Below are 18,638 nucleotides of genomic sequence, written 5' to 3' on the forward strand. Positions count from 1 at the left end.
CCACCTATTCTGAAACGTTAACTTCCAGTGCAGACCAGCTTTCCTCTACTGGGTGCAGCAGCATCGTCGCGGTGTACCGTGTCCGAAGCATTGCACCGAACGCGTTCTGCGCATCGACGTAGGCAACAATTTGATACCTGCAGTCGCCCAGCGCGCGCGTGCTAATTTCAGTGGCCCATGGGAACTCTGCCGTCGAAGGGGCGCGGAGCTGGCGCTTAACGAATTCTTGGCTCATAACATAGGCCGTGATTTCGTTCTTGTTGCCGCATTCCTCTGCGCGCGTTGCCGCTGCCTCTGCTTGGGCTTTGGCTCTAGCTTCTTGTTGTTTCTGGGCCTCTTCTTCCGCGATCCGGGCGACTTCAACCACATGACGCTCTGGATCGATTACCTTCAATTCAGAAAGCCAGCGATCCTGATCAAAGTCTTCAAGCGCAGCAAGATAGGCGGTCTGGTCTGTGACCTTTAGTTCAGCAAACTGTGCCTCTCGCTGATCCGTGACGATCCCATGCGCGCCGATCGTCACGGGAATGCCGACAAACAAAATCAGTGCAAAATTGACTCCGCGATTGCCAAGCCACAGCTTCGGTATTGGCTTTAGCAAAGCGATTCCTGGTAGGATGAGAAATGCAATAGCGACGTAAAACGCGATCTGGGGTGACGCCACTGCCAGAATTGTCGTGCCAATGAATATTCCAAGGATGATCCCGGCGCTCTTAAGAAATGCGATCACGCTTTAGTACCTCAACCGTAGCTGTTTCGGTTCAGGATCAGGGCTTGGTGTGGCATCATCAGGGCAACAACACGACTGAGACGTGAATTTTGCTGTTCAACGACAAGCGTCAATACCATGCCATACAGAACAAGAACGGCTAAACTTTGATCGCTAGAAGCTCAAACCGGGCCAACACGATTGACTTACAGGCCGTAAGAAAACCCATACACTTCCGCGTATGGGTCTTTGACTTTTGATTACTCAGCAGCTTCGGGCGCTTCGGGTGTATCTGGCATGCCCCCGGATGGTTCTTCTTTCACAGCCTCCGGTGCTGCATCAGCCTTTGGCTTTTCTGCCTTTGGCACGCGTGGTTTACGTGGCCGTTTGAGTTTTGGCTTGGGCTCTGACGCGGACGCGGACTCTGGTGTTTCGACCAAATCACTCTCAGCGGGTGTTTGCATCATCGGGATAGGCGGCATCATGTCAGGCTGCGGCGCCTCTGCGGGGTCAACCCTGCGCTCCTGACGTCGGGGCTGTCTACGCTCCCTCGGCTGGTTGTCTCCTTGGCCTTCTGAAGGCTGTGGAGGGCGGGCATCAGATGTTTGTGCCTGCACGGATTCGTTGCGTTCTGCACGCTCCGCTTCGCGCTGGCTGTTCTGCTGCTCGCGCTGCGCTTCCTGCTCCAGCCGTCTGGCTTCCGCCTCGCGCTGTGCTTCGCCAAGCAGACGGGTATAATGCTCTGCGTGTTGCTGAAAACTTTCAGCCGCAACCCTGTCATTACTCAGCTGCGCATCACGCGTGAGCTGTTGATATTTGTCAATAATCTGCTGCGGAGTGCCGCGGACTTTGCCCTCTGGACCCGAACTGTCAAAGACTCGGTTCAGGTTGTTTCCAGTATTGCGATTGCGGTTCGGTTTGCCCCGCGTACGTTGTTTTGTTGATCTCATAATTTACTTCGTATCCAGCCTTGGTGTGGCATTCGCTGTTACCTCTACCGCGCATTATGCGTGGGGCTAACCAACCGGGTTCGGGCGATGTTCTGGCTTACTGACAAGGGGGACCGCGCTATGCATCCGCCGCCTCGTACATGACTGAGTAAACACGAGCCAAGGGACATGACAAGCAGAATCTAACGTTCAGATGCATTTTGCGTGCTTTTTTGCCACCCTGCGCGCCAGTTTTACACTATTTTCATATAACACGGCAGCTGACCACACGATCATGGCCATTCAAATCCCTTCTAACCACTATATCACGGAATCCCGCCTTTTCAAAAATGGCACTAACGGGCAATGCCTGTTCAAAGCCAATCTCGACGATTAACCGCCCCCCTTGCTTCAGAAACCCAGCAGCCTCCCTTGCGATAACACGATACGCAGAAAGACCATCTCCACCCGGCGACAACGCCTCGAACGGCTCCCACTCGCGCACCTCGGGCTCCAGTGCGTCCATTTCATCCTCGGTAATGTAAGGCGGATTAGACACTATAAGATCATAGGTTCCTGAAACATTGGAGAACCAATCAGATTGCCGAAACTCTGAAACATCTTCCAGACCAAGCGATTCTGCATTGCCGCGTGCAACATCAAGGGCTGCCTCGGAGATATCGACTCCAACACCAGAAGTGCCCGTTTTTTCGGCCAGCAAGGTAAGCAAAATACATCCGCTACCGGTTCCCAGATCGAGAACCCGCTGAAATGGCCGCTCCAATGCACAATCGATCAGCGTTTCGGTATCTGGTCTTGGATCAAGCACATCGGATGTTACCCGAAAGGCCCGGCCATAGAACTCTCGCTCCCCCACAATTTGCGAGACAGGCTGGCGCGCAATCCGGCGCTCTATAACTTCCAGAAATTTACCAGCCACTTCGTTGGAAGGGTGCCCGTCCATTGCCAGCACCAAACGGTCAACCGAAACGCCAAGCACAAACGCAAGCAGGCGTCGGGCGTCACGTTGCGGATCAGGAACACCCGCGATTGTTAGTGTTGTTGTCGCGCGGCGTAAAAGAAGAGTGAAAGCTCCGCCCGAATCCGCAGAATCAGACTCTGACGCCGCCATCTCAGGTCTCCATTTCCGCAAGCATTGTCGCCTGATCATCCGATGTCAGCGCTTCGATCACTTCAGTCAGATCGCCCTGCATGACCTGTTCCAGCTTGTAGAGCGTCAGATTGATGCGGTGATCGGTCATTCGGCCTTGTGGAAAGTTATAGGTCCGGATGCGCTCGGACCGGTCCCCGGAACCAACCTGGCTTTTGCGGCTTGCAGACCGTTCATCGTGCAGTTTTTGCCGCTCGAGATCGTAAAGCCGCGTTTTAAGAACCTGCATCGCGATCTCGCGGTTGCGGTGCTGGGATTTTTCGGAACTGGTGACAACAATCCCGCTTGGGATATGGGTGATCCGAACTGCGGAGTCCGTTGTATTCACATGCTGCCCACCCGCACCTGAGGCGCGCATGGTATCAATTCGGATATCGTTTGCATCGACGTGAATATCAACGTCTTCCGCCTCTGGCAAAACAGCGACCGTCGCTGCAGACGTGTGGATCCGGCCACCTGATTCCGTTTCCGGCACCCTTTGCACCCTATGCACACCGCTTTCGTACTTAAGCTTGGCAAAAACGCCAGCTCCCTGAACATGGGCGACAACATCCTTGATCCCGCCGAGTTCTGTTTCGCTTTGTTCAAGAATGTCGAACCGCCAGCCCTGGTTTTCGGCGTAACGCTGATACATGCGCAGCAAGTCCCCCGCAAAAAGCGCGGCTTCCTCGCCCCCGGTGCCGGGCCGAATTTCAATCATCGCCGGGCGCGCGTCTGCTGCGTCTTTGGGAAGCAGGCTTAGCTGAAGCGCTTTTTCAATTTTCGGAAGCTTTACCTTAAGCTCTTCCAGCTCTTCTTCTGCCAGTTCTTTCATTTCCGGATCAGACAGCATTGATTCTACCGCCTCGACATCGTCGAGCAATGACCGGTAATCCGTTATCTGCTCGACCACCGGCTTCAAATCGGAATATTCGCGGGAAAGCGTCACAATTTCATCACCAGAAGCACCCTGCGCCATTTTGGCCTCAAGGAATTCAAAGCGTTCGGTGATCTGAATCAGTTTTTCTAAGGGAACCATGTCTTCCCAATCTCTCATCAGCGTGACTTGGTCAAGAGGTGCAATTATGCTAACTTTGCACACATGATACGTACGACTCTTTTATTAACGGTCCTTACAGGATCAATTTTGACAGGCCCAGCGTTCGCGGATGTCTCGATGGGCGGCAAAACGATAGACTGCTACTGTACAGACAAGACGGGCTCTCGGGTAGAGTTGGGCGAAGAAATTTGCCTTGTCGTTGGCGGGCGGGCGTTTATGGCGCGCTGCGAAATGTCACTCAACAACCCGATGTGGCGTGAAACAGGGCAATCCTGCATTTCGTCCAGCCTTTCAAAGCCGCTCCAGAGCTTTGACCCAGCCCTCGACACGGGCGGCATTCACTCCCAAATCTGACCGTCCGAAGCGCAGCCTGCCAAAAATAACAACTCGGCTCCCATCCTCAGTGGGCTCGGCATATATTGTCGTGTAGTCTGGAAAACCAAAAACTGCTGACCGGGTTATGTAGGTGACTTGCCCCGATTGTATCGAGCCAGCGAAGCGATGCGTTCGCGCCGTGTCTAAAACAACGCTTTCAATCTTTGAAAGTGTTTCTGTGGGCGTCAAACCCACCCAGTCAGCTTGATACGTTACCGAACCACGCTCAACATTCCAGTTTTGCCCGCATGGCAACGGGTAATTTGAGCCTGACAGAGTGTGCCAGTCTTCAGCCGAACCCGGCGCAAGCCGTAAATAGGCCAGTACCAATATGAGAAGACCCAGAAATATTTTTACAAAAACTGTCAAATCACTGCCCCAGCGTGACTGTCATACTGACCGGTTCGATTGACCTTTGAGCAGGTCGCAATCCGATATTTCAGGCCTCTACCAGAGGCTGGGCTTTTTCAACCAATCGCGCGAAAAAGCTTGCGCCGTGCGGGGATGCCTCGTCATTGAAGTTATACGCAGGGTGGTGCAGGCCTGCCGCATCGCCCTGCCCTAAGAACAGATAGGCACCCGGGCGTTTTTCAAGCATATAGGCAAAATCTTCTGCCCCCATTTCGCGGGGGGCGTCTGGGTTTACGCCAGCTTCACCTGCTATTTCCCGGGCGACGTCCGCAGCGAACGCTGCTTTTTCTGCGTTGTTGACGGTTGCGGGATAGCCGCGAATATAATCCAGCCGGGCCTCAACATTATATGCCGCTGCCTGTCCTGCGACGATCTCTTTAAGACGATCTTCGACCATGTCCTGAACATCTTTTTCAAACGTGCGGACCGTACCGCAGATGTAAGCGTCCTCCGGTATGATATTGTCTGCGGTACCGGTATGAATTTGCGTGACGGAAACCACCAGATCCTGCAATGCGTAATGATTGCGACTTACGATTGTCTGGATGGCGCTGACCATGCCAACAGCCGCGACAATCGGATCTTTCGTATCCTGCGGATAGGCACCATGGCCTCCGTCGCCCTTGATAAATATTTCAAAGGTATCAACCGCAGCCATGATCGGACCCGGCGTCGTGTAAAACTGCCCGACAGGCACACCCGGCACATTGTGAAGCGCGTAGACCTGATTAATGCCAAAACGCTCAAGCATCCCCTCTTCGACCATGACGCCAGCGCCGCCGCCGCCCTCTTCAGCGGGTTGAAAGATCAGCGCGACCCGTCCGGAAAACCGGCGCGTTTCCGCCAGATACCGTGCGGCCCCCAGCAACATGGTGGTATGCCCATCGTGGCCGCATGCATGCATCTTTCCGTCAACGGTAGAGCTATAGTCGAGCCCCGTTGTTTCCTGCATTGGCAGCGCGTCCATATCTGCCCGCAGGCCTATGGTGTCACCATCACCCTGTCCGTTGATAATTGCGACAACGCCGGATGTTGCAATTCCTTCGTGGATTTCATCGACCCCAAATTCCTTCAATCTCTCGACTACGAAGGCAGCTGTTTCGTGGCAATCAAACTGAAGTTCAGGGTGCATATGCAGATGCCGCCGCCATGTTTTCATGTCTTCGGCGTAGTCAGCAATACGATTGACGACAGGCATGGTGGACTCCTCTGGTGTCATCTGAATAATTGCACAGAGCCTTTCTCAAACCCCGGGAAGATGCAATGACCAAAGACAGCGACGCGCTTGTGAACGACCCAGACGGGGGCCTTCCGCGGCTATTGGAAATCATGCGCCGCCTGCGGGACCCGGATACCGGGTGCCCCTGGGATGTTGAGCAGGATTTCACGTCTATCGCACCCTATACCATTGAAGAAGCTTACGAAGTTTCAGATGCGATAGAGCGTCAGGACTGGGCAGAGCTTGAAGGAGAGCTTGGTGATCTGCTGCTTCAGACCGTTTATCATACACAAATGGGTGAAGAAGCCGGCCTGTTCAGTTTTGACAGCGTCACAAAAACCATTTCAGACAAAATGGTAGCACGGCACCCGCATGTTTTCGGAACGGAAAGCCGCGAAAAATCTGCGGAACAACAAACCCATGACTGGGAAAAGTTGAAGGCCGAAGAGCGAGCGAAAAAGGCCGAAAAAGGCACCCTAGATGGTGTCGCAACCGGGCTTCCCGCCCTGATGCGGGCCGTTAAGTTGCAAAAACGCGCAGCCCGCGTTGGCTTTGACTGGCCGTCAACGGATCAGGTGCTTGATAAGATAGTTGAAGAAGCAGGTGAACTGACCGAGGCGCGGGAAACCCTGTCGCAGACCGAGATTGAGGAGGAATTTGGCGATCTTCTGTTTGTTATGGCCAATCTTGCGCGTCACCTGAAAATTGACCCAGAGGTTGCCCTGCGTGCAGCCAATGCAAAGTTCACCCACCGGTTTGAGCGGGTTGAGGCGAAATTGGCCCGGATGGGAAAAACACCCGCGCAGTCAAATTTGGAAGAAATGGATGCGCTGTGGGATGAAGCAAAGCTGGATATGAAAAAATTACCATAGTATTTTAATCAGGTATTGACCTGAGTTATTTAGTCGGCTTTATATCGCGTCAAAACCAACGATGGAAAGTTACATGTTTACCATATTCCGCCCCACCTTTTTTGCTACTGCTTGTCTGGCGCTGGCGACCCCCGCAATCGCACAAGAAGTGAATATTTATTCGTATCGTCAGCCAGAGCTTATTCAGCCGCTGACGAATGCGTTTACCGAAGAAACAGGTATCGCCGTTAATATCGTCCATCTTGAAAAAGGTATGGTGGAACGCCTGCAGGCCGAAGGAAAACGGTCACCTGCTGACCTGGTTTTCACCGTCGATATTTCGCGCCTCAATTCAATCGTTGAAGCCGGGCTAACACAACCTGTCACCTCGGACCTTCTGAACCAGAATGTGCCAGCGCAATACCGCGACCCGGATGGTAACTGGTATGGGCTGACGACACGCGCGCGTATCGTCTATGCCTCACGCGACCGGGTCGCTGATGGCGAGGTTACAACATACGAAGACCTGACGGATCCGAAATGGCAGGGCCGTATCTGCACGCGGTCGGGCACCAGCGCCTATAACGTCGCCCTGACCGCGGCTTTCATGCATCACCACGGTGAAGAAGGCGCACGCGCGTGGCTTGAAGGTGTCAAAGCAAACCTTGCCCGCGCACCACAAGGCAACGACAGGGCGCAGGTAAAGGCCATTTGGGCAGGTGAATGCGATATTGCCATCGGCAACACCTACTATATGGGCAAGATGCTGAACGACGAAGAGCAGCGTGCCTGGGCTGACAGCGTGCGCATCGTCTTTCCAACCTTCGAAAACAGCGGCACCCATGTAAACGTTTCCGGTGTTGCAATGACCGCATCCGCGCCAAACCATGACGAAGCACTGAAACTGATGGAATTCCTGACGTCGCCGGAAGCACAGGAAATCTATGCAGCGGAAAACTTTGAATATCCAATCGCAGAGGGAACCGAGCCAGACGCGCTGGTGAAAAGCTGGGGCGATTTCACAGCCGACGACGTGAATCTTATGGTTCTCGCCCGTCTTCGCGGTGACGCGCTAAGGCTGACCGAAGAGGTGGATTTTGACGCTGGCAACTAAGCCCGCATCCTTTTCACCACAATGTAAAAATTTGCCCTGCCGGTTTCCGCCGGTGGGGGTTCTCTTTCATGCTATCCGCTGGACAATCAGAAAGTGAATCGTCAGTGTCACCGCTCGAACACCAAGGCGCAGGCATGTCCCAGACGAAACGCAAGATCATCATCGATACGGACCCTGGTCAGGATGACGCGGTTGCAATTCTGCTGGCGCTTGCAAGTCCCGATGAAATTGAAGTGCTTGGCATTACAGCCGTTGCCGGGAATGTGCCGCTTACGCTTACTGAAAAGAACGCTCGTATCGTGTGTGAACTGGCGGGCATGCCACTAACACGCGTGTTTGCGGGGTGCGATTCACCGCTCAAACGTTCCTTGGTGACCGCTGAACATGTTCATGGGAAAACCGGTCTGGACGGGCCAGTTTTGCCCGACCCAATCATGCCGCTTCAAGATCAACATGCGGTCGATTTCATTATAGAAACTCTGAGATCAGAACCTGCTGGCAGCATTACACTTTGCCCCCTTGGCCCGCTGACCAACATCGCGACAGCATTTAAGAACGCGCCGGATACTATTGAAAAGGTTTGCGAAATCGTCTTGATGGGTGGTGCCTATTTCGAGGTTGGGAATATTACCCCCACTGCCGAATTCAACATTTACGTTGACCCAGAGGCCGCCGATATCGTGTTTCGCGCCGGTGTACCTATTGTAGTGATGCCGCTTGACGTGACGCATAAGGCACTGGTCACACCCGAGCGTAACAACGCGTTTCGCGCGATTGGCAACAAGGTCGGTATTGCGGTTGCCGAAATGACAGAGTTCTTCGAGCGATATGACAAAGAAAAATACGGCAGCATAGGTGCGCCGTTGCATGACCCCTGCGTCACCGCCTATCTGATCAGGCCAGAAATCTTCTCTGGCCGTCATATCAACGTCGAGATAGAAACCTCGTCCCCCCTGACAATGGGAATGACGGTTGCAGACTGGTGGCGGGTTACGAACCGACCTGCGAATGCAACTTTTATCAAAGAGATAGACACAGACGCGTTTTTTGCCCTGCTGACAGAAAGGCTGGCCCGACTATGAGCATGCTGCACCTCGCAGAGCCGAGTGACATGGACAAGCTTTTACCGCTCGTAGAGCGCTACCATGCCTTTGAAAACATTCAGACAACCGAAGCAGAGCGGCGCGCAGCCCTTGAAGTGTTGTTTTCGGGCGAAGTTCAGGCGGCGATCTGGCTGATTGGCCCGCGCCGTGCACCTGTTGGTTATATTGCGATCAGCTTCGGTTTTTCCATCGAACTGGGCGGTCGCGATGCCTTTGTTGACGAGTTTTATATCCGCGAAAGCGTGCGTGGCCGGGGCATGGGTGGCCAGACCATGTCGACTGTCGTCCCAATGCTACGGGAAATGGGTGTCAAAGCCTTGCATATGGAAGTTGATCACGAGAACACCGGGGCAACGAAATTCTACAAGAAAGCCGGGTTTGAGGCGCGCTCAAAATATTTCCTTATGACGCGCACCCTGTAAATGCAACTAGAAAGCACGGTTGACTTCGACAGCGCCCCACTGCTCGCTCAGACCTTTTAGAATATCATAGCGGCTCACCTGCCCGACAAGCCTGCCATCGCTAAGAACCGGAAATCTTCTGTACTGGCTCTTCAAAAAGGCTTCAGCCGCCTTTACAAGATCTAGGCCAGAGTCCAGCGTTTCAGGTTGCGTGCTCATATAGTCGGCAACCGTTCCTCCCCAATCCTGATAGTAAGCAGCATTCAATGCAGCTTTAAGGCAGTCCTTCTTTGATAGGATGCCAACCAGATTGCCTGCCTGATCAACGACGGGTGCGCCCGAAATCTTAGCGTCTATCAAAACATTCATAGCTCGGGTGATCTCGGTATCAGGTGTAAAGGTAATCAGGTTAGTAGCCATGTAGTCTCTAATCAGTGGAACCTTTGTCATGTGCGCTCCTCCGACGTGGCTGTTCGTGTGCATCCTGCGCATTTGATGGATTTTGTGCAGCCTGCCGTTCCACAGGTCCGCTGCACTGGTTGGCGACCGAAGAGAAGCCCAATGGAAAACACAGCGATCGAAAACGCTACGATAACAAATACCAAAACAAAAACAGACATTCCTGTGCTCCTACAGAACCATATACCGGGCGAAACGCTCAGACATAGCTTCTACAATCTTCGTGCCTTCTCGCAGTTGGAAAAGGACTGGCAAATTCATTCTTTCGGCCAGTTCAAGGCCGCGTTCCGCCCCCATTACAACCAACGCTGTTGCCAGCGCATCCGCTTGCAAACCGGACTCTGCAATGACCGAAACAGAGCCGACGTTGTTCGCGACAGGGCGCGCTGTGTGCGTGTCGATAATATGACTGAAAGCTATATTCGTTTCGGAACCACCGTTGATCGCATTACCCGATGTGGCGAGCGCCATTCCATTCAGTCTGACCAGGCACCGAAGTGAAGGCACCTTGCTGTCTGGCGTCTCGATCCCGACATGCCAGCTACGCCCATCCGGATGGTGGCCACGCGCCAGCACTTCGCCACCCACTTCCAGAAGAAATGACCGAATGCCCAGCACTTCAACCGCCTGTGCCATCCGGTCGATCGCATAGCCTTTGGCGATACCACACAGGTCAATAGTTGCATCGGGCAGGATCTTGCGAAGCCCCTGCCCTTCAAGAGCTATGGATCTGTAATTAGCTACAACAGCACCATTAATTGGGCCGAATCCGTATCGCCGAACCAGCGGGCCGACAGTGGGATCAAAAGCACCATCTGTCAGGCGTGCAATGCGAAGACTTTCAGCAATCACATGATGTGTAGGTTCGGAAAGCGGAATCCGTTGCCCGTCGGTTGACTGATTCAGGCGGCTCAATTCTGACGAGGCTATGTAAGGCGACATCGATGCGCCAGCTACATCAACAACTTCCATAATCGCAGCCCGTACATCCCGGGTATCTGTGCCTGGTGGCAGACTGGCCCGCCACCAACTTCCGAAGGCAGAGCCACCGATTGTCTGCGTGCGGCCCGCAAAGCCTGGCAAAGCAGAGCTTAAGAATGCACCACCAGTCATCATCATTAACGTTCTGCGATTAACCGTCATTCTCTAGCCTCCAAAATCGTCATTGAAGATGCTGTCGGGTTCCACGCCAATCTCTCCGAGCATGGACATGACAGCCCGGATCATCAGCGGCGGGCCACAGAGATAATACTCGCACTCTTCCGGGGCTTCGTGGTCTTTGAGATAGCGTTCATACGCCACGTCATGAATGAACCCAATCGGCCCATCCCATTCGTCGCTGGGTTTTGCGTCAGACAGGGCGGCTGTCCATTTGAAATTGTTATGTTTTTCCTGCAACTCATTGAGCTCGTTTTCGTAGAAAAGCTCGATCCGGCTGCGTGCTCCGTACCAGAACGATATTTTGCGACTGGTGCCAACCCTTTCGAGTTGATCGAACAAAATTGCACGCAATGGCGCCATACCTACACCGCCACCGATAAAGATCATCTCTCTGCCGGTATCTCTGGCACCAAAACTGCCATAAGGACCAGCGACCTTTAGACTTTCGCCTTTCCGCAAGTTGAACAGGTATGATGAAACAACACCCGGTGGTGCGTTTTCAACGGACGGCGGCGGCAGCGCCAGGCGCACATTCAAAACGATCTTGCCCTTATCGCCTGGTCTGTTCGCAATAGAATAGGCGCGTGAAACAGCCGTCTTGTTGCGCGAAACTAACCCTCTGAGGGCAGAGCCCGACCAGATCTCTTCGAACGTTTCCGAAATATCAAAATCGGCAAACCGAATATCATAAGGGGGCGCGGTCACCTGAACAAACGAACCCGCGCGCAAATTGGGAGTCGCACCAGACGGAAGGTCCAGAACGATCTCGCGAATGAACGGCGTCATCATGCGGACGGACGCAACACTGCATTCCCAGGATTCGGTTCCAAGCAGATCGTTGGGAACACGCACCTCCATGTCTTCTCGGACAACAACCTGACAGGCAAGCCGAACATGGTTCCGCATTTCGGCTCTGCCGAGTTTCGCACGCTCTGTTGGCAAAACCTGACCACCGCCAACAGGGACCGCTACACGGCAGAGGCCGCAGGTGCCGGCACCCGCACAGGCGGACGGAACCAGAACACTAGCATCGTTCAGAACCTCGAGCAGTTTTTGCCCGGTTTGAGCCGTGAATTTTTTATCCTCATTTACAGTAACTGTTACCGCGACCTTTCTTGAAAGCATTGCTTTGACTGTCAGAATGCTCAGAACCAATACCATAACGATCAGGGTGAACAGGGCTATGCCCGCCAGAATGCTGTTCATGGCGCACCCCCAGCGGCAAAGGCCGAAAACCCAAGTGACATCAGCCCGGTTACGACGAATGCCATGCCCAGCCCCTGCAGGCCGGCTGGGATGTCACTGTATTTTAACCGTTCGCGGATCGCAGCAAAGGTCACGATAGCGAGCGCCCAACCAATTCCGCTGCCAAAGCCATACACGACGCTTTCGCCAAAGGAATACTGACGCTCGACCATAAACAGGCTTCCGCCAAGGATCGCGCAGTTCACTGTCACCAACGGAAGATAAATCCCCAAGGCATAGTAAAGAGCCGGAACAAAGCGATTGAGCAGCATTTCCAGAATCTGGACCATGGCGGCAATCACAGCGATGAAGCTGAGAAGCTTCAGAAAGCTAAGATCAATCTCGGGCAGTCCTGCCCATGCCCAGGCCCCTTCGACCAAAAGCCCCTGATAAATCAGATGGTTCAAAGGCACCGAAATCGCCTGAACCACTATCATAGCGATACCAAGGCCAAATGCGGTTTCAAATTTCTGCGACACTGCCAAAAAAGTGCAGATACCCAGAAAGAAGGACAGCGCCAGATTCTGTTCAAAGATTGATGACAGGAAAAGATCGCTCATGATTGCGCCGTTTCATCATGACTAAGAATTCGGAATTCGGGAGTTTCGGCCTGCTCGGGCCTCAAGCTCCGAATGACCCAGACAAGAAAGCCGACAATGAAGAATGCGCTCGGGGCCAGTAACATCACGTGCATGGGCCGGAACCAGCCACCATTTTCCACCAACGGCAGAATTTCATACCCCAGCAGCGTGCCGACCCCAAACAATTCCCGGATGGTCCCGACTGTCAAAAGAATGATGCTGTACCCCAGCCCGTTCCCCAGCGCGTCAAGTACGCTTGGCCACACCGGGTTTCTCCGGGCAAATGCTTCGGCCCGGCCAAGGACCAGGCAATTGGTCACGATCAGCCCAACAAAGATCGAAAGACGTTTGCTCATCTCAAAGGCAAAGGCCTTTAGAAAAAGGTCCATCACAATCACCAGCGACGCAATAATGGTGATCTGGACAATCAACCGAATTGCCGTTGGCATGTGGTGACGAATGGCGCTGATCATCGCGCTAGAGAGCACAAGCACGACCGTCAGTGCTGCAGACATCGTAAGCGCAGTAGAAACCGACGTTGTAACCGCAAGTGCAGAGCATATCCCAAGAATGTGCAGCGTGATGGGGTTGGCTTTTATCAGGGGGTCGGTGAGATGCGCATATGCCTGCTTCATAATCTGATCTCCCCGGCTTGAATGCGCTTTAGGAATGGTCCGAAACCAAAGTCTCCCAACCAAAAGTGCAGCATATTGGAAACCCCGTTACCGGTTCGTGTCGCTCCTGAAATACCGTCAACCTCAAAGCGGCCTTGCCCGCTGCCACGTACAACGGAAATTCGAATATCCCCGTTCTCATCAGCCAGTGTCTTGCCGGGCCAAAGGGCCTGCCAGTCAGGCTCCGTGATACGCGCCCCGACACCGGGTGTTTCGCCCTGTTCATAGAACGACAGTCCTGCGATCGTGTTCGCATCTGCTTCGAGTGCAAGAAATGCATAGAGCATCGACTGATAGCCAACGCCGCGCACCGGAAAGACGATCAATTCCAAGGCCTGATCCCGACGAAGAATATAGACCGGGGCGAAATTCGCCCGCTGTCTGATACCGGCAGTATCAGAGTCGCGTGGCAATGAGAGACTTTGGTTCGGATCGCGCGCAGCTTCGCGCTGGTTGTAACTTGTCGGATCAATATCTTTCGCAAAGGTGCCGCTGGATAGATCAACAATCCGAACATCAAAATCGTCTATCTTAAGCTCGCTCAGTATATCGGACATGACGGACAGGGACGCGACCATCTCTTCCATACGCGCCTGCCGTTCGCGATCAAGATTCTGCTGGTAAAATGGCGTCAGTGTAACAGCAGCGACTGACACAATGACCGAGGCCACGAATGTTATCAGGAACGCGAACACCAAGGTCTTGCCAAGATCGTCATTTGGGAGTGCGAGAAAGCGTTTCCAGAGGCGGATTGGGTTGAAATCAGCCATTCCGACGACTCCGCATAAAAACGTTGATTTCGACCACAATTCTGTCGATCAAGGGGGCAAAGATGCTTCCCAGGAAAATTGCCATGATCAGCGGCTGGACCTCATTGGCCGCACCGCCCGACCCTGTGAAAACACAGACCAGAAAACCGGACAGTATACCGTTTGCCCATCGCCCACTGTTGGTACAGGCTGAAGTTGCTGGATCGCATGCCAGAAAAATCACAATGAAAAGAAAATACCCTTGAGTGAGGCTGCCAAGGTCAATCACGGCCCCGAAAAGGGAACTGGTGGCAATCAGCGACACGACAAAGCCCGCAAGCATGCGCCACGACACCAGCCGCGAGACTATCAGGAAAACCGCGCCAGGAATGCTGGCATAAGTTAACCAGTCTGCGGGGCTCGAGAAGGTGATCGTCGGGTATGCAAAGATAATAAACGCCAGGGCGACCACGACCGGATTTAGAAAACTGAACCCCCTGCCTCCGAACACCAGCTCACCTAAGATGATTCCAAAGGACAATCCCAGAACCGCCGGAAAAAGTGGCGCGTCGCCACCAGCGATAACCACGAATATCACGGCGCTGACAAGCACACCCCTGCGCTGGGGAATCTTCCGCCGAGCAACAAAAAGAGCTTGCCAACCCACCACCGTGATCACCGAAAGTACCAAAGCCGGAAAAAGTGCGCCGCCGTTTTCCCAAAGTGTGGCAACCAATGGCGGGATCAGGCAAAACAGCGTTGCCCAGGTTGCGCGCTCGTAAGACCAGAAGCCACGCATGTAAGGCGCGTTACTGCCTGAAGACACCGAAAAGGGCCGATAGAGGTTCATTGCGGCAGCCCCTCTAGATCGACGAGCGCGCGGCGCAGCAGTGCGCCATAATCCGCGCCACTGGTACACAGAGTGGACAAAAGTGCCACGTCCTCTTCCAACAGATCTTTCACACCTAGACGATGCGCTGTTTCCCAATCGCCAACACTTAGGGCGCGCATCAGCGGGACAGGCAGGATACTCCGAGGCAACGTGCCTTCGAAGGTCTCGTTCGGAAGCACGGGCATTGGCATGTTCCGGTTTCCGTGCTGAGAGTACGGGCTCTGTTGATCCCGGGAATTGGCAGGCATCAGGCAAACCTGAACATGCCGGTGGCCTAAAAAGCTCGCGGGCCTGCCTGACAAGACTGACCCGGAAAAAACAATCAATTCACCATCCAGGGCTTCTCCGACCAACATGTCCTGCAGGTTGGCGCATCGCCGCGTTCGCAAGAGCCGGGGATTGCGCGCCATCGGGCCGGCAAGGGCGACAATCTGGTCAGGCGACAGTTGCCCATTCTGAAACAGGTGGCCGATAGCAATGACGTCCTGATAACCGATCTGCCACACCCGCTGTCCGCCAAGCCTGAGCCGCTCAAGATGCACGCCCGGAAGTCCCGCAGGGTGCTTGCCCCGAAACTCGGCAATACGAATGTTTTTACGTTCAGTCTCAATGATCGGCGACCCTGCAGCCTGACAGATGATCACCGGTCCATCCACCAGCGACGCCAGTTTTTCCAATCCAAGCGCGAATTCCGCTTGGGCAGATTGAACAATCACCGTTGGGTCCGCCGCCAAGGGGTTTGTATCTATGGCAGTCACCAAAATTGCCTCTGCCGCCGCGCTTGAGTTTGGAACATTGCCGAACGGGCGCGTCGTGAGTGTCGTCCATAGGCCAGATTTGAGCAAAACCTCACGAACATCGCCGGATGTGTCGAATGTGACAGTTTTTTTTCCGTCACACTGTATCTCGATCTTTTCAAATCGGCTCCGACGGCTTCGGTCAATGTGCGAAACAACTCCCGCTACAGGAGAGGTGAACATCACCTCCGGATCATTCCGGTCGCAAAACAAGGGTTGGCCGATGGCGACTCTTTGTTCCGGCTGAACCAGCAACTTAGGCCGTATGCCCCGCAAGTCGCCGCCGCTCAAAGCAACCGACGATATTTCAGCGCCGTCCTCAATACTTTGCTTGGGGTTTCCTTTGATACGTAAGTCCAGACCACCCCGGATGGTAAATTTCATCTTATGCCTCTTGATCGCGTCGCAGCGCACTAAAACACCGAGAGGAGCCTGCAAAACAGCTTTCCAACCATTTCCAATGATTAGTTGAAAGGCAATCACACTGTGATGATCTGAATCAATTGTCCGAAAGCCGGTAAAATTCGATATCGCGGTCGACAAGACGCCTGAGGAAAGGAATTTCACGCGATCTTAGACCGCACACCTGTAAACCAGCCGCATATTCGCCTATCTCTGGGTCAGGAGAAACGCGCAATGCCCATTACGATCCCTTTTGACAATAGCTACGCACGGCTGCCTGACAGTTTTTTTGCGCATCAGCGACCAATGCCCGTTATTGCGCCTGACCTGATTGCAGTAAACCAGCGGTTGGCGCTGGAACTTGGCATCGATCCCGACATGCTCGGATCTTTGGAAGGGATTGCCGTGTTGGCGGGTAACGCGCTGGCAGCCGGGTCAGAACCGATTGCCCAGGCCTACGCGGGCCATCAGTTTGGAAATTTTGTTCCTCAGCTTGGTGACGGCCGTGCAGTTCTGCTGGGTGAGGTTATTGATCAGAACGGCATACGCCGCGATATCCAGCTAAAGGGCTCTGGCCCCACCCCCTTCAGCCGTAATGGCGATGGGCGCGCATGGCTTGGCCCGGTGTTGCGGGAATATATCGTTTCCGAAGCCATGCATGCTATGGGTATCCCAACGACCCGTGCACTTGCTGCTGTATCTACCGGACAGAAGGTGCAGCGCGAATCTGCCCTGCCCGGCGCTGTGCTCACGCGTGTTGCATCCAGCCATATCCGAGTTGGTACATTCCAATATTTTGCGGCACGTCAAAATACCGAAGCCTTGCAAGTGCTGACCGATTACGCAATTGCCCGCCACTATCCCGAAGCGGAAGGCGCACTTGGCTTGCTGCAGGCAGCAATCGTACGTCAGGCAAAGCTGATCGCGCAGTGGATGAGTGTCGGATTTATACATGGTGTGTTGAACACCGACAATTGCCACATCGCCGGGGAAACGATCGACTATGGGCCATGTGCGTTCATGGACCGATATCATCCGGAGACAGTTTTCAGTTCAATCGACCAGCGCGGCCGATACGCCTATCAAAACCAGCCAGACATTGCCGTCTGGAACCTTGCGCAGCTTGCCACAAGCCTTTTACCACTAATGGGGGGCGACAAAGATGTGGCCATTGAAAAGGCCACTGAAGCTGTACATCGCTTTGCTGATTTATTTCAATCCGAATGGCTAAACTTGTTTCGTGCCAAGATCGGGTTGCGAAGTGCCGAGGAAGGTGATGCAGCGCTCATTGGCGATTTGCTGGCACGCATGACCGCAGGGGACGCCGATTTTTCCAATTGTTTCCGCGCACTTGGTACCGCTAAGGCCCGTGATCAGTTTTCTAACCCCGCAGCCTTTGATCAGTGGGCACCTGCATGGGCCGCGCGGCGCGTGCGCGACGGCAGCACCGAAGAAGAACAGGCTACACTGATGGAAAGAACAAATCCTGCCGTCATACCCCGCAATCACCGGATTGAAGAGGCAATACAAGCAGGTGTTGCAGGTGACTTTGCCCCCTTTGAACGGCTCAATCGGGTATTGTCCAACCCCTATTCCGAGCAACAGAAAGAAGCGGACCTGACCCGGCCGCCACAGCCAGAAGAAGAGGTTCTGCAAACCTTTTGCGGTACCTAATTTTCGTCTGATTTTGAAAAGAAACGTCGGTTCTTGCTGATAAATTCCTTTATCATGCTTGGCAATCCAAGACGCGAGCGCCCTTTGAGATAGGCCACGCCCGCGCTTGCGCCAAAAAGCGCACCAGCCATATCGACAATCAGATCCCACATAGTATCGGTAAGGCCCGATTTTTGCATGTTCAGACCAAATATCTGATCCATTGAGAATTCAAAAATCTCCCACACCATGCCGATCATGACAGCAAAACAGAATCCGAAAAAAGCGATGGCCCACGGTGGCGCGGCGTAACGGTCGCCCTCGAACAACATAAAAACAAAGACAAATCCGATCAGTCCAAACCCAACAGCAGACCCGCCGTGCAAAGCGATATCCCACCACCAGTATCGTTCATAAAAATCGTAAGCCTCACCCAGAAAGATCGTGCCAAAGATGAACACAACAATGGCCGCAAAAAATGAAACCGGAAGGTGAATTTTAAACCAGCGGGCAAACAAAGCGGGCACCATTGACATAAGCAGTGTTGCGATTGCCAGAAAGCTAAGGGACCAGTTTGCATTGAACAGAGAAATCGCAAACGAAAGCAGCAAAGCCGCCCAAATGACGTAAACGACATAGGACTGCCCTTTTAAACCACCACCATCAAAGACACGCATCTTCCCTACCAAATTGCCAATTCGTA

At 53.6% G+C, this 18,638-nt stretch carries 20 protein-coding genes; 5 read left to right on the plus strand and 15 right to left on the minus strand.

The annotated features are described in order from the left end of the window. Positions 1-4: 4 nt before the first annotated feature. From J4E70_RS06235 to J4E70_RS06260, 6 genes are all read right to left on the minus strand, one after another. Positions 5-730 carry a hypothetical protein gene (locus J4E70_RS06235; protein WP_213888234.1) on the minus strand — a complete coding sequence of 242 codons (726 nt, stop codon included), beginning with the start codon at positions 728-730 and terminating at the stop codon, positions 5-7. A gap of 239 nt (positions 731-969) precedes the next feature. Then, positions 970-1,659, minus strand: a complete 690-nt coding sequence (locus J4E70_RS06240; protein ID WP_213888235.1) for a DUF4167 domain-containing protein — start codon at positions 1,657-1,659, stop codon at positions 970-972. A 244-nt stretch (positions 1,660-1,903) separates the two neighbouring features. Next, positions 1,904-2,770: a peptide chain release factor N(5)-glutamine methyltransferase gene (gene prmC / locus J4E70_RS06245; protein WP_213888236.1), complete on the minus strand. Its 867-nt coding sequence runs from the start codon at positions 2,768-2,770 to the stop codon at positions 1,904-1,906. A gap of 1 nt (position 2,771) precedes the next feature. Next, positions 2,772-3,827 carry a peptide chain release factor 1 gene (prfA, locus tag J4E70_RS06250; RefSeq protein ID WP_213888455.1) on the minus strand — a complete coding sequence of 352 codons (1,056 nt, stop codon included), beginning with the start codon at positions 3,825-3,827 and terminating at the stop codon, positions 2,772-2,774. 312 nt (positions 3,828-4,139) lie between these two features. Further along, the gene (locus tag J4E70_RS06255) at positions 4,140-4,592 is read right to left on the minus strand and encodes a DUF1499 domain-containing protein (RefSeq protein ID WP_213888237.1); all 453 of its coding nucleotides are present in this window, start codon (positions 4,590-4,592) and stop codon (positions 4,140-4,142) included. A gap of 70 nt (positions 4,593-4,662) precedes the next feature. Further along, positions 4,663-5,832, minus strand: coding sequence for a M20 aminoacylase family protein (locus tag J4E70_RS06260; RefSeq protein WP_213888238.1), 1,170 nt, complete (start codon positions 5,830-5,832; stop codon positions 4,663-4,665). Positions 5,833-5,897: 65 nt separating this feature from the next. Between J4E70_RS06260 and mazG the strand changes: the two genes are divergently transcribed. The 4 genes from mazG (at position 5,898) to J4E70_RS06280 (ending at position 9,343) form a co-directional block, all read left to right on the plus strand. Further along, positions 5,898-6,725, plus strand: a complete 828-nt coding sequence (mazG, locus tag J4E70_RS06265) for a nucleoside triphosphate pyrophosphohydrolase (protein WP_213888239.1) — start codon at positions 5,898-5,900, stop codon at positions 6,723-6,725. A 73-nt stretch (positions 6,726-6,798) separates the two neighbouring features. Further along, positions 6,799-7,818, plus strand: a complete 1,020-nt coding sequence (locus J4E70_RS06270; RefSeq protein ID WP_213888240.1) for a Fe(3+) ABC transporter substrate-binding protein — start codon at positions 6,799-6,801, stop codon at positions 7,816-7,818. A 134-nt stretch (positions 7,819-7,952) separates the two neighbouring features. Beyond that, complete coding sequence (locus J4E70_RS06275; RefSeq protein WP_213888241.1) at positions 7,953-8,900, plus strand: nucleoside hydrolase; 948 nt, start codon at positions 7,953-7,955, stop codon at positions 8,898-8,900. After that, on the plus strand, positions 8,897-9,343 hold the full coding sequence (locus tag J4E70_RS06280) for a GNAT family N-acetyltransferase (RefSeq protein ID WP_213888242.1): 447 nt from the start codon (positions 8,897-8,899) through the stop codon (positions 9,341-9,343). The genes J4E70_RS06275 and J4E70_RS06280 overlap by 4 nt, the downstream gene beginning before the upstream one ends. A gap of 6 nt (positions 9,344-9,349) precedes the next feature. Here J4E70_RS06280 and J4E70_RS06285 read toward each other — a convergent pair whose 3' ends face one another. From J4E70_RS06285 to J4E70_RS06320, 8 genes are all read right to left on the minus strand, one after another. Further along, positions 9,350-9,772 (minus strand): CBS domain-containing protein, encoded by a 423-nt coding sequence (locus tag J4E70_RS06285; protein WP_213888243.1) that lies wholly within the window; start codon positions 9,770-9,772, stop codon positions 9,350-9,352. Positions 9,773-9,952: 180 nt separating this feature from the next. Then, positions 9,953-10,924 carry an FAD:protein FMN transferase gene (locus J4E70_RS06290; protein ID WP_213888244.1) on the minus strand — a complete coding sequence of 324 codons (972 nt, stop codon included), beginning with the start codon at positions 10,922-10,924 and terminating at the stop codon, positions 9,953-9,955. Between the two features lie 3 nt (positions 10,925-10,927). Beyond that, complete coding sequence (nqrF, locus tag J4E70_RS06295) at positions 10,928-12,148, minus strand: NADH:ubiquinone reductase (Na(+)-transporting) subunit F (RefSeq protein WP_213888245.1); 1,221 nt, start codon at positions 12,146-12,148, stop codon at positions 10,928-10,930. Then, entirely contained in the window at positions 12,145-12,747 is a 603-nt protein-coding gene (gene nqrE, locus J4E70_RS06300; RefSeq protein WP_213888246.1) for an NADH:ubiquinone reductase (Na(+)-transporting) subunit E, read from the minus strand. The genes nqrF and nqrE overlap by 4 nt, the downstream gene beginning before the upstream one ends. Continuing rightward, positions 12,744-13,403, minus strand: a complete 660-nt coding sequence (locus J4E70_RS06305) for an NADH:ubiquinone reductase (Na(+)-transporting) subunit D (RefSeq protein WP_213888247.1) — start codon at positions 13,401-13,403, stop codon at positions 12,744-12,746. The genes nqrE and J4E70_RS06305 overlap by 4 nt, the downstream gene beginning before the upstream one ends. Then, entirely contained in the window at positions 13,400-14,212 is an 813-nt protein-coding gene (locus tag J4E70_RS06310; RefSeq protein WP_213888248.1) for a Na(+)-translocating NADH-quinone reductase subunit C, read from the minus strand. The genes J4E70_RS06305 and J4E70_RS06310 overlap by 4 nt, the downstream gene beginning before the upstream one ends. Continuing rightward, a complete protein-coding gene (locus tag J4E70_RS06315) occupies positions 14,205-15,041 on the minus strand; it encodes an RnfABCDGE type electron transport complex subunit D (RefSeq protein ID WP_213888249.1) in 837 nt (278 codons plus the stop codon). Before J4E70_RS06315 ends, J4E70_RS06310 begins: the two co-directional genes overlap by 8 nt. Beyond that, complete coding sequence (locus J4E70_RS06320; protein ID WP_213888250.1) at positions 15,038-16,264, minus strand: hypothetical protein; 1,227 nt, start codon at positions 16,262-16,264, stop codon at positions 15,038-15,040. The genes J4E70_RS06315 and J4E70_RS06320 overlap by 4 nt, the downstream gene beginning before the upstream one ends. Before the next feature lie 252 nt (positions 16,265-16,516). Between J4E70_RS06320 and J4E70_RS06325 the strand changes: the two genes are divergently transcribed. Beyond that, positions 16,517-17,956: a protein adenylyltransferase SelO gene (locus J4E70_RS06325; protein ID WP_213888251.1), complete on the plus strand. Its 1,440-nt coding sequence runs from the start codon at positions 16,517-16,519 to the stop codon at positions 17,954-17,956. Here J4E70_RS06325 and J4E70_RS06330 read toward each other — a convergent pair. Continuing rightward, positions 17,953-18,612 carry a DUF2238 domain-containing protein gene (locus J4E70_RS06330; RefSeq protein ID WP_213888252.1) on the minus strand — a complete coding sequence of 220 codons (660 nt, stop codon included), beginning with the start codon at positions 18,610-18,612 and terminating at the stop codon, positions 17,953-17,955. The two genes, J4E70_RS06325 and J4E70_RS06330, sit on opposite strands and share 4 nt — an antisense overlap. Between the last annotated feature and the right edge of the window lie 26 nt (positions 18,613-18,638).

The sequence above is a fragment of the Pseudohalocynthiibacter aestuariivivens genome (genome assembly GCF_018457175.1).
Taxonomy (GTDB): Bacteria; Pseudomonadota; Alphaproteobacteria; order Rhodobacterales; family Rhodobacteraceae; genus Pseudohalocynthiibacter; species Pseudohalocynthiibacter aestuariivivens.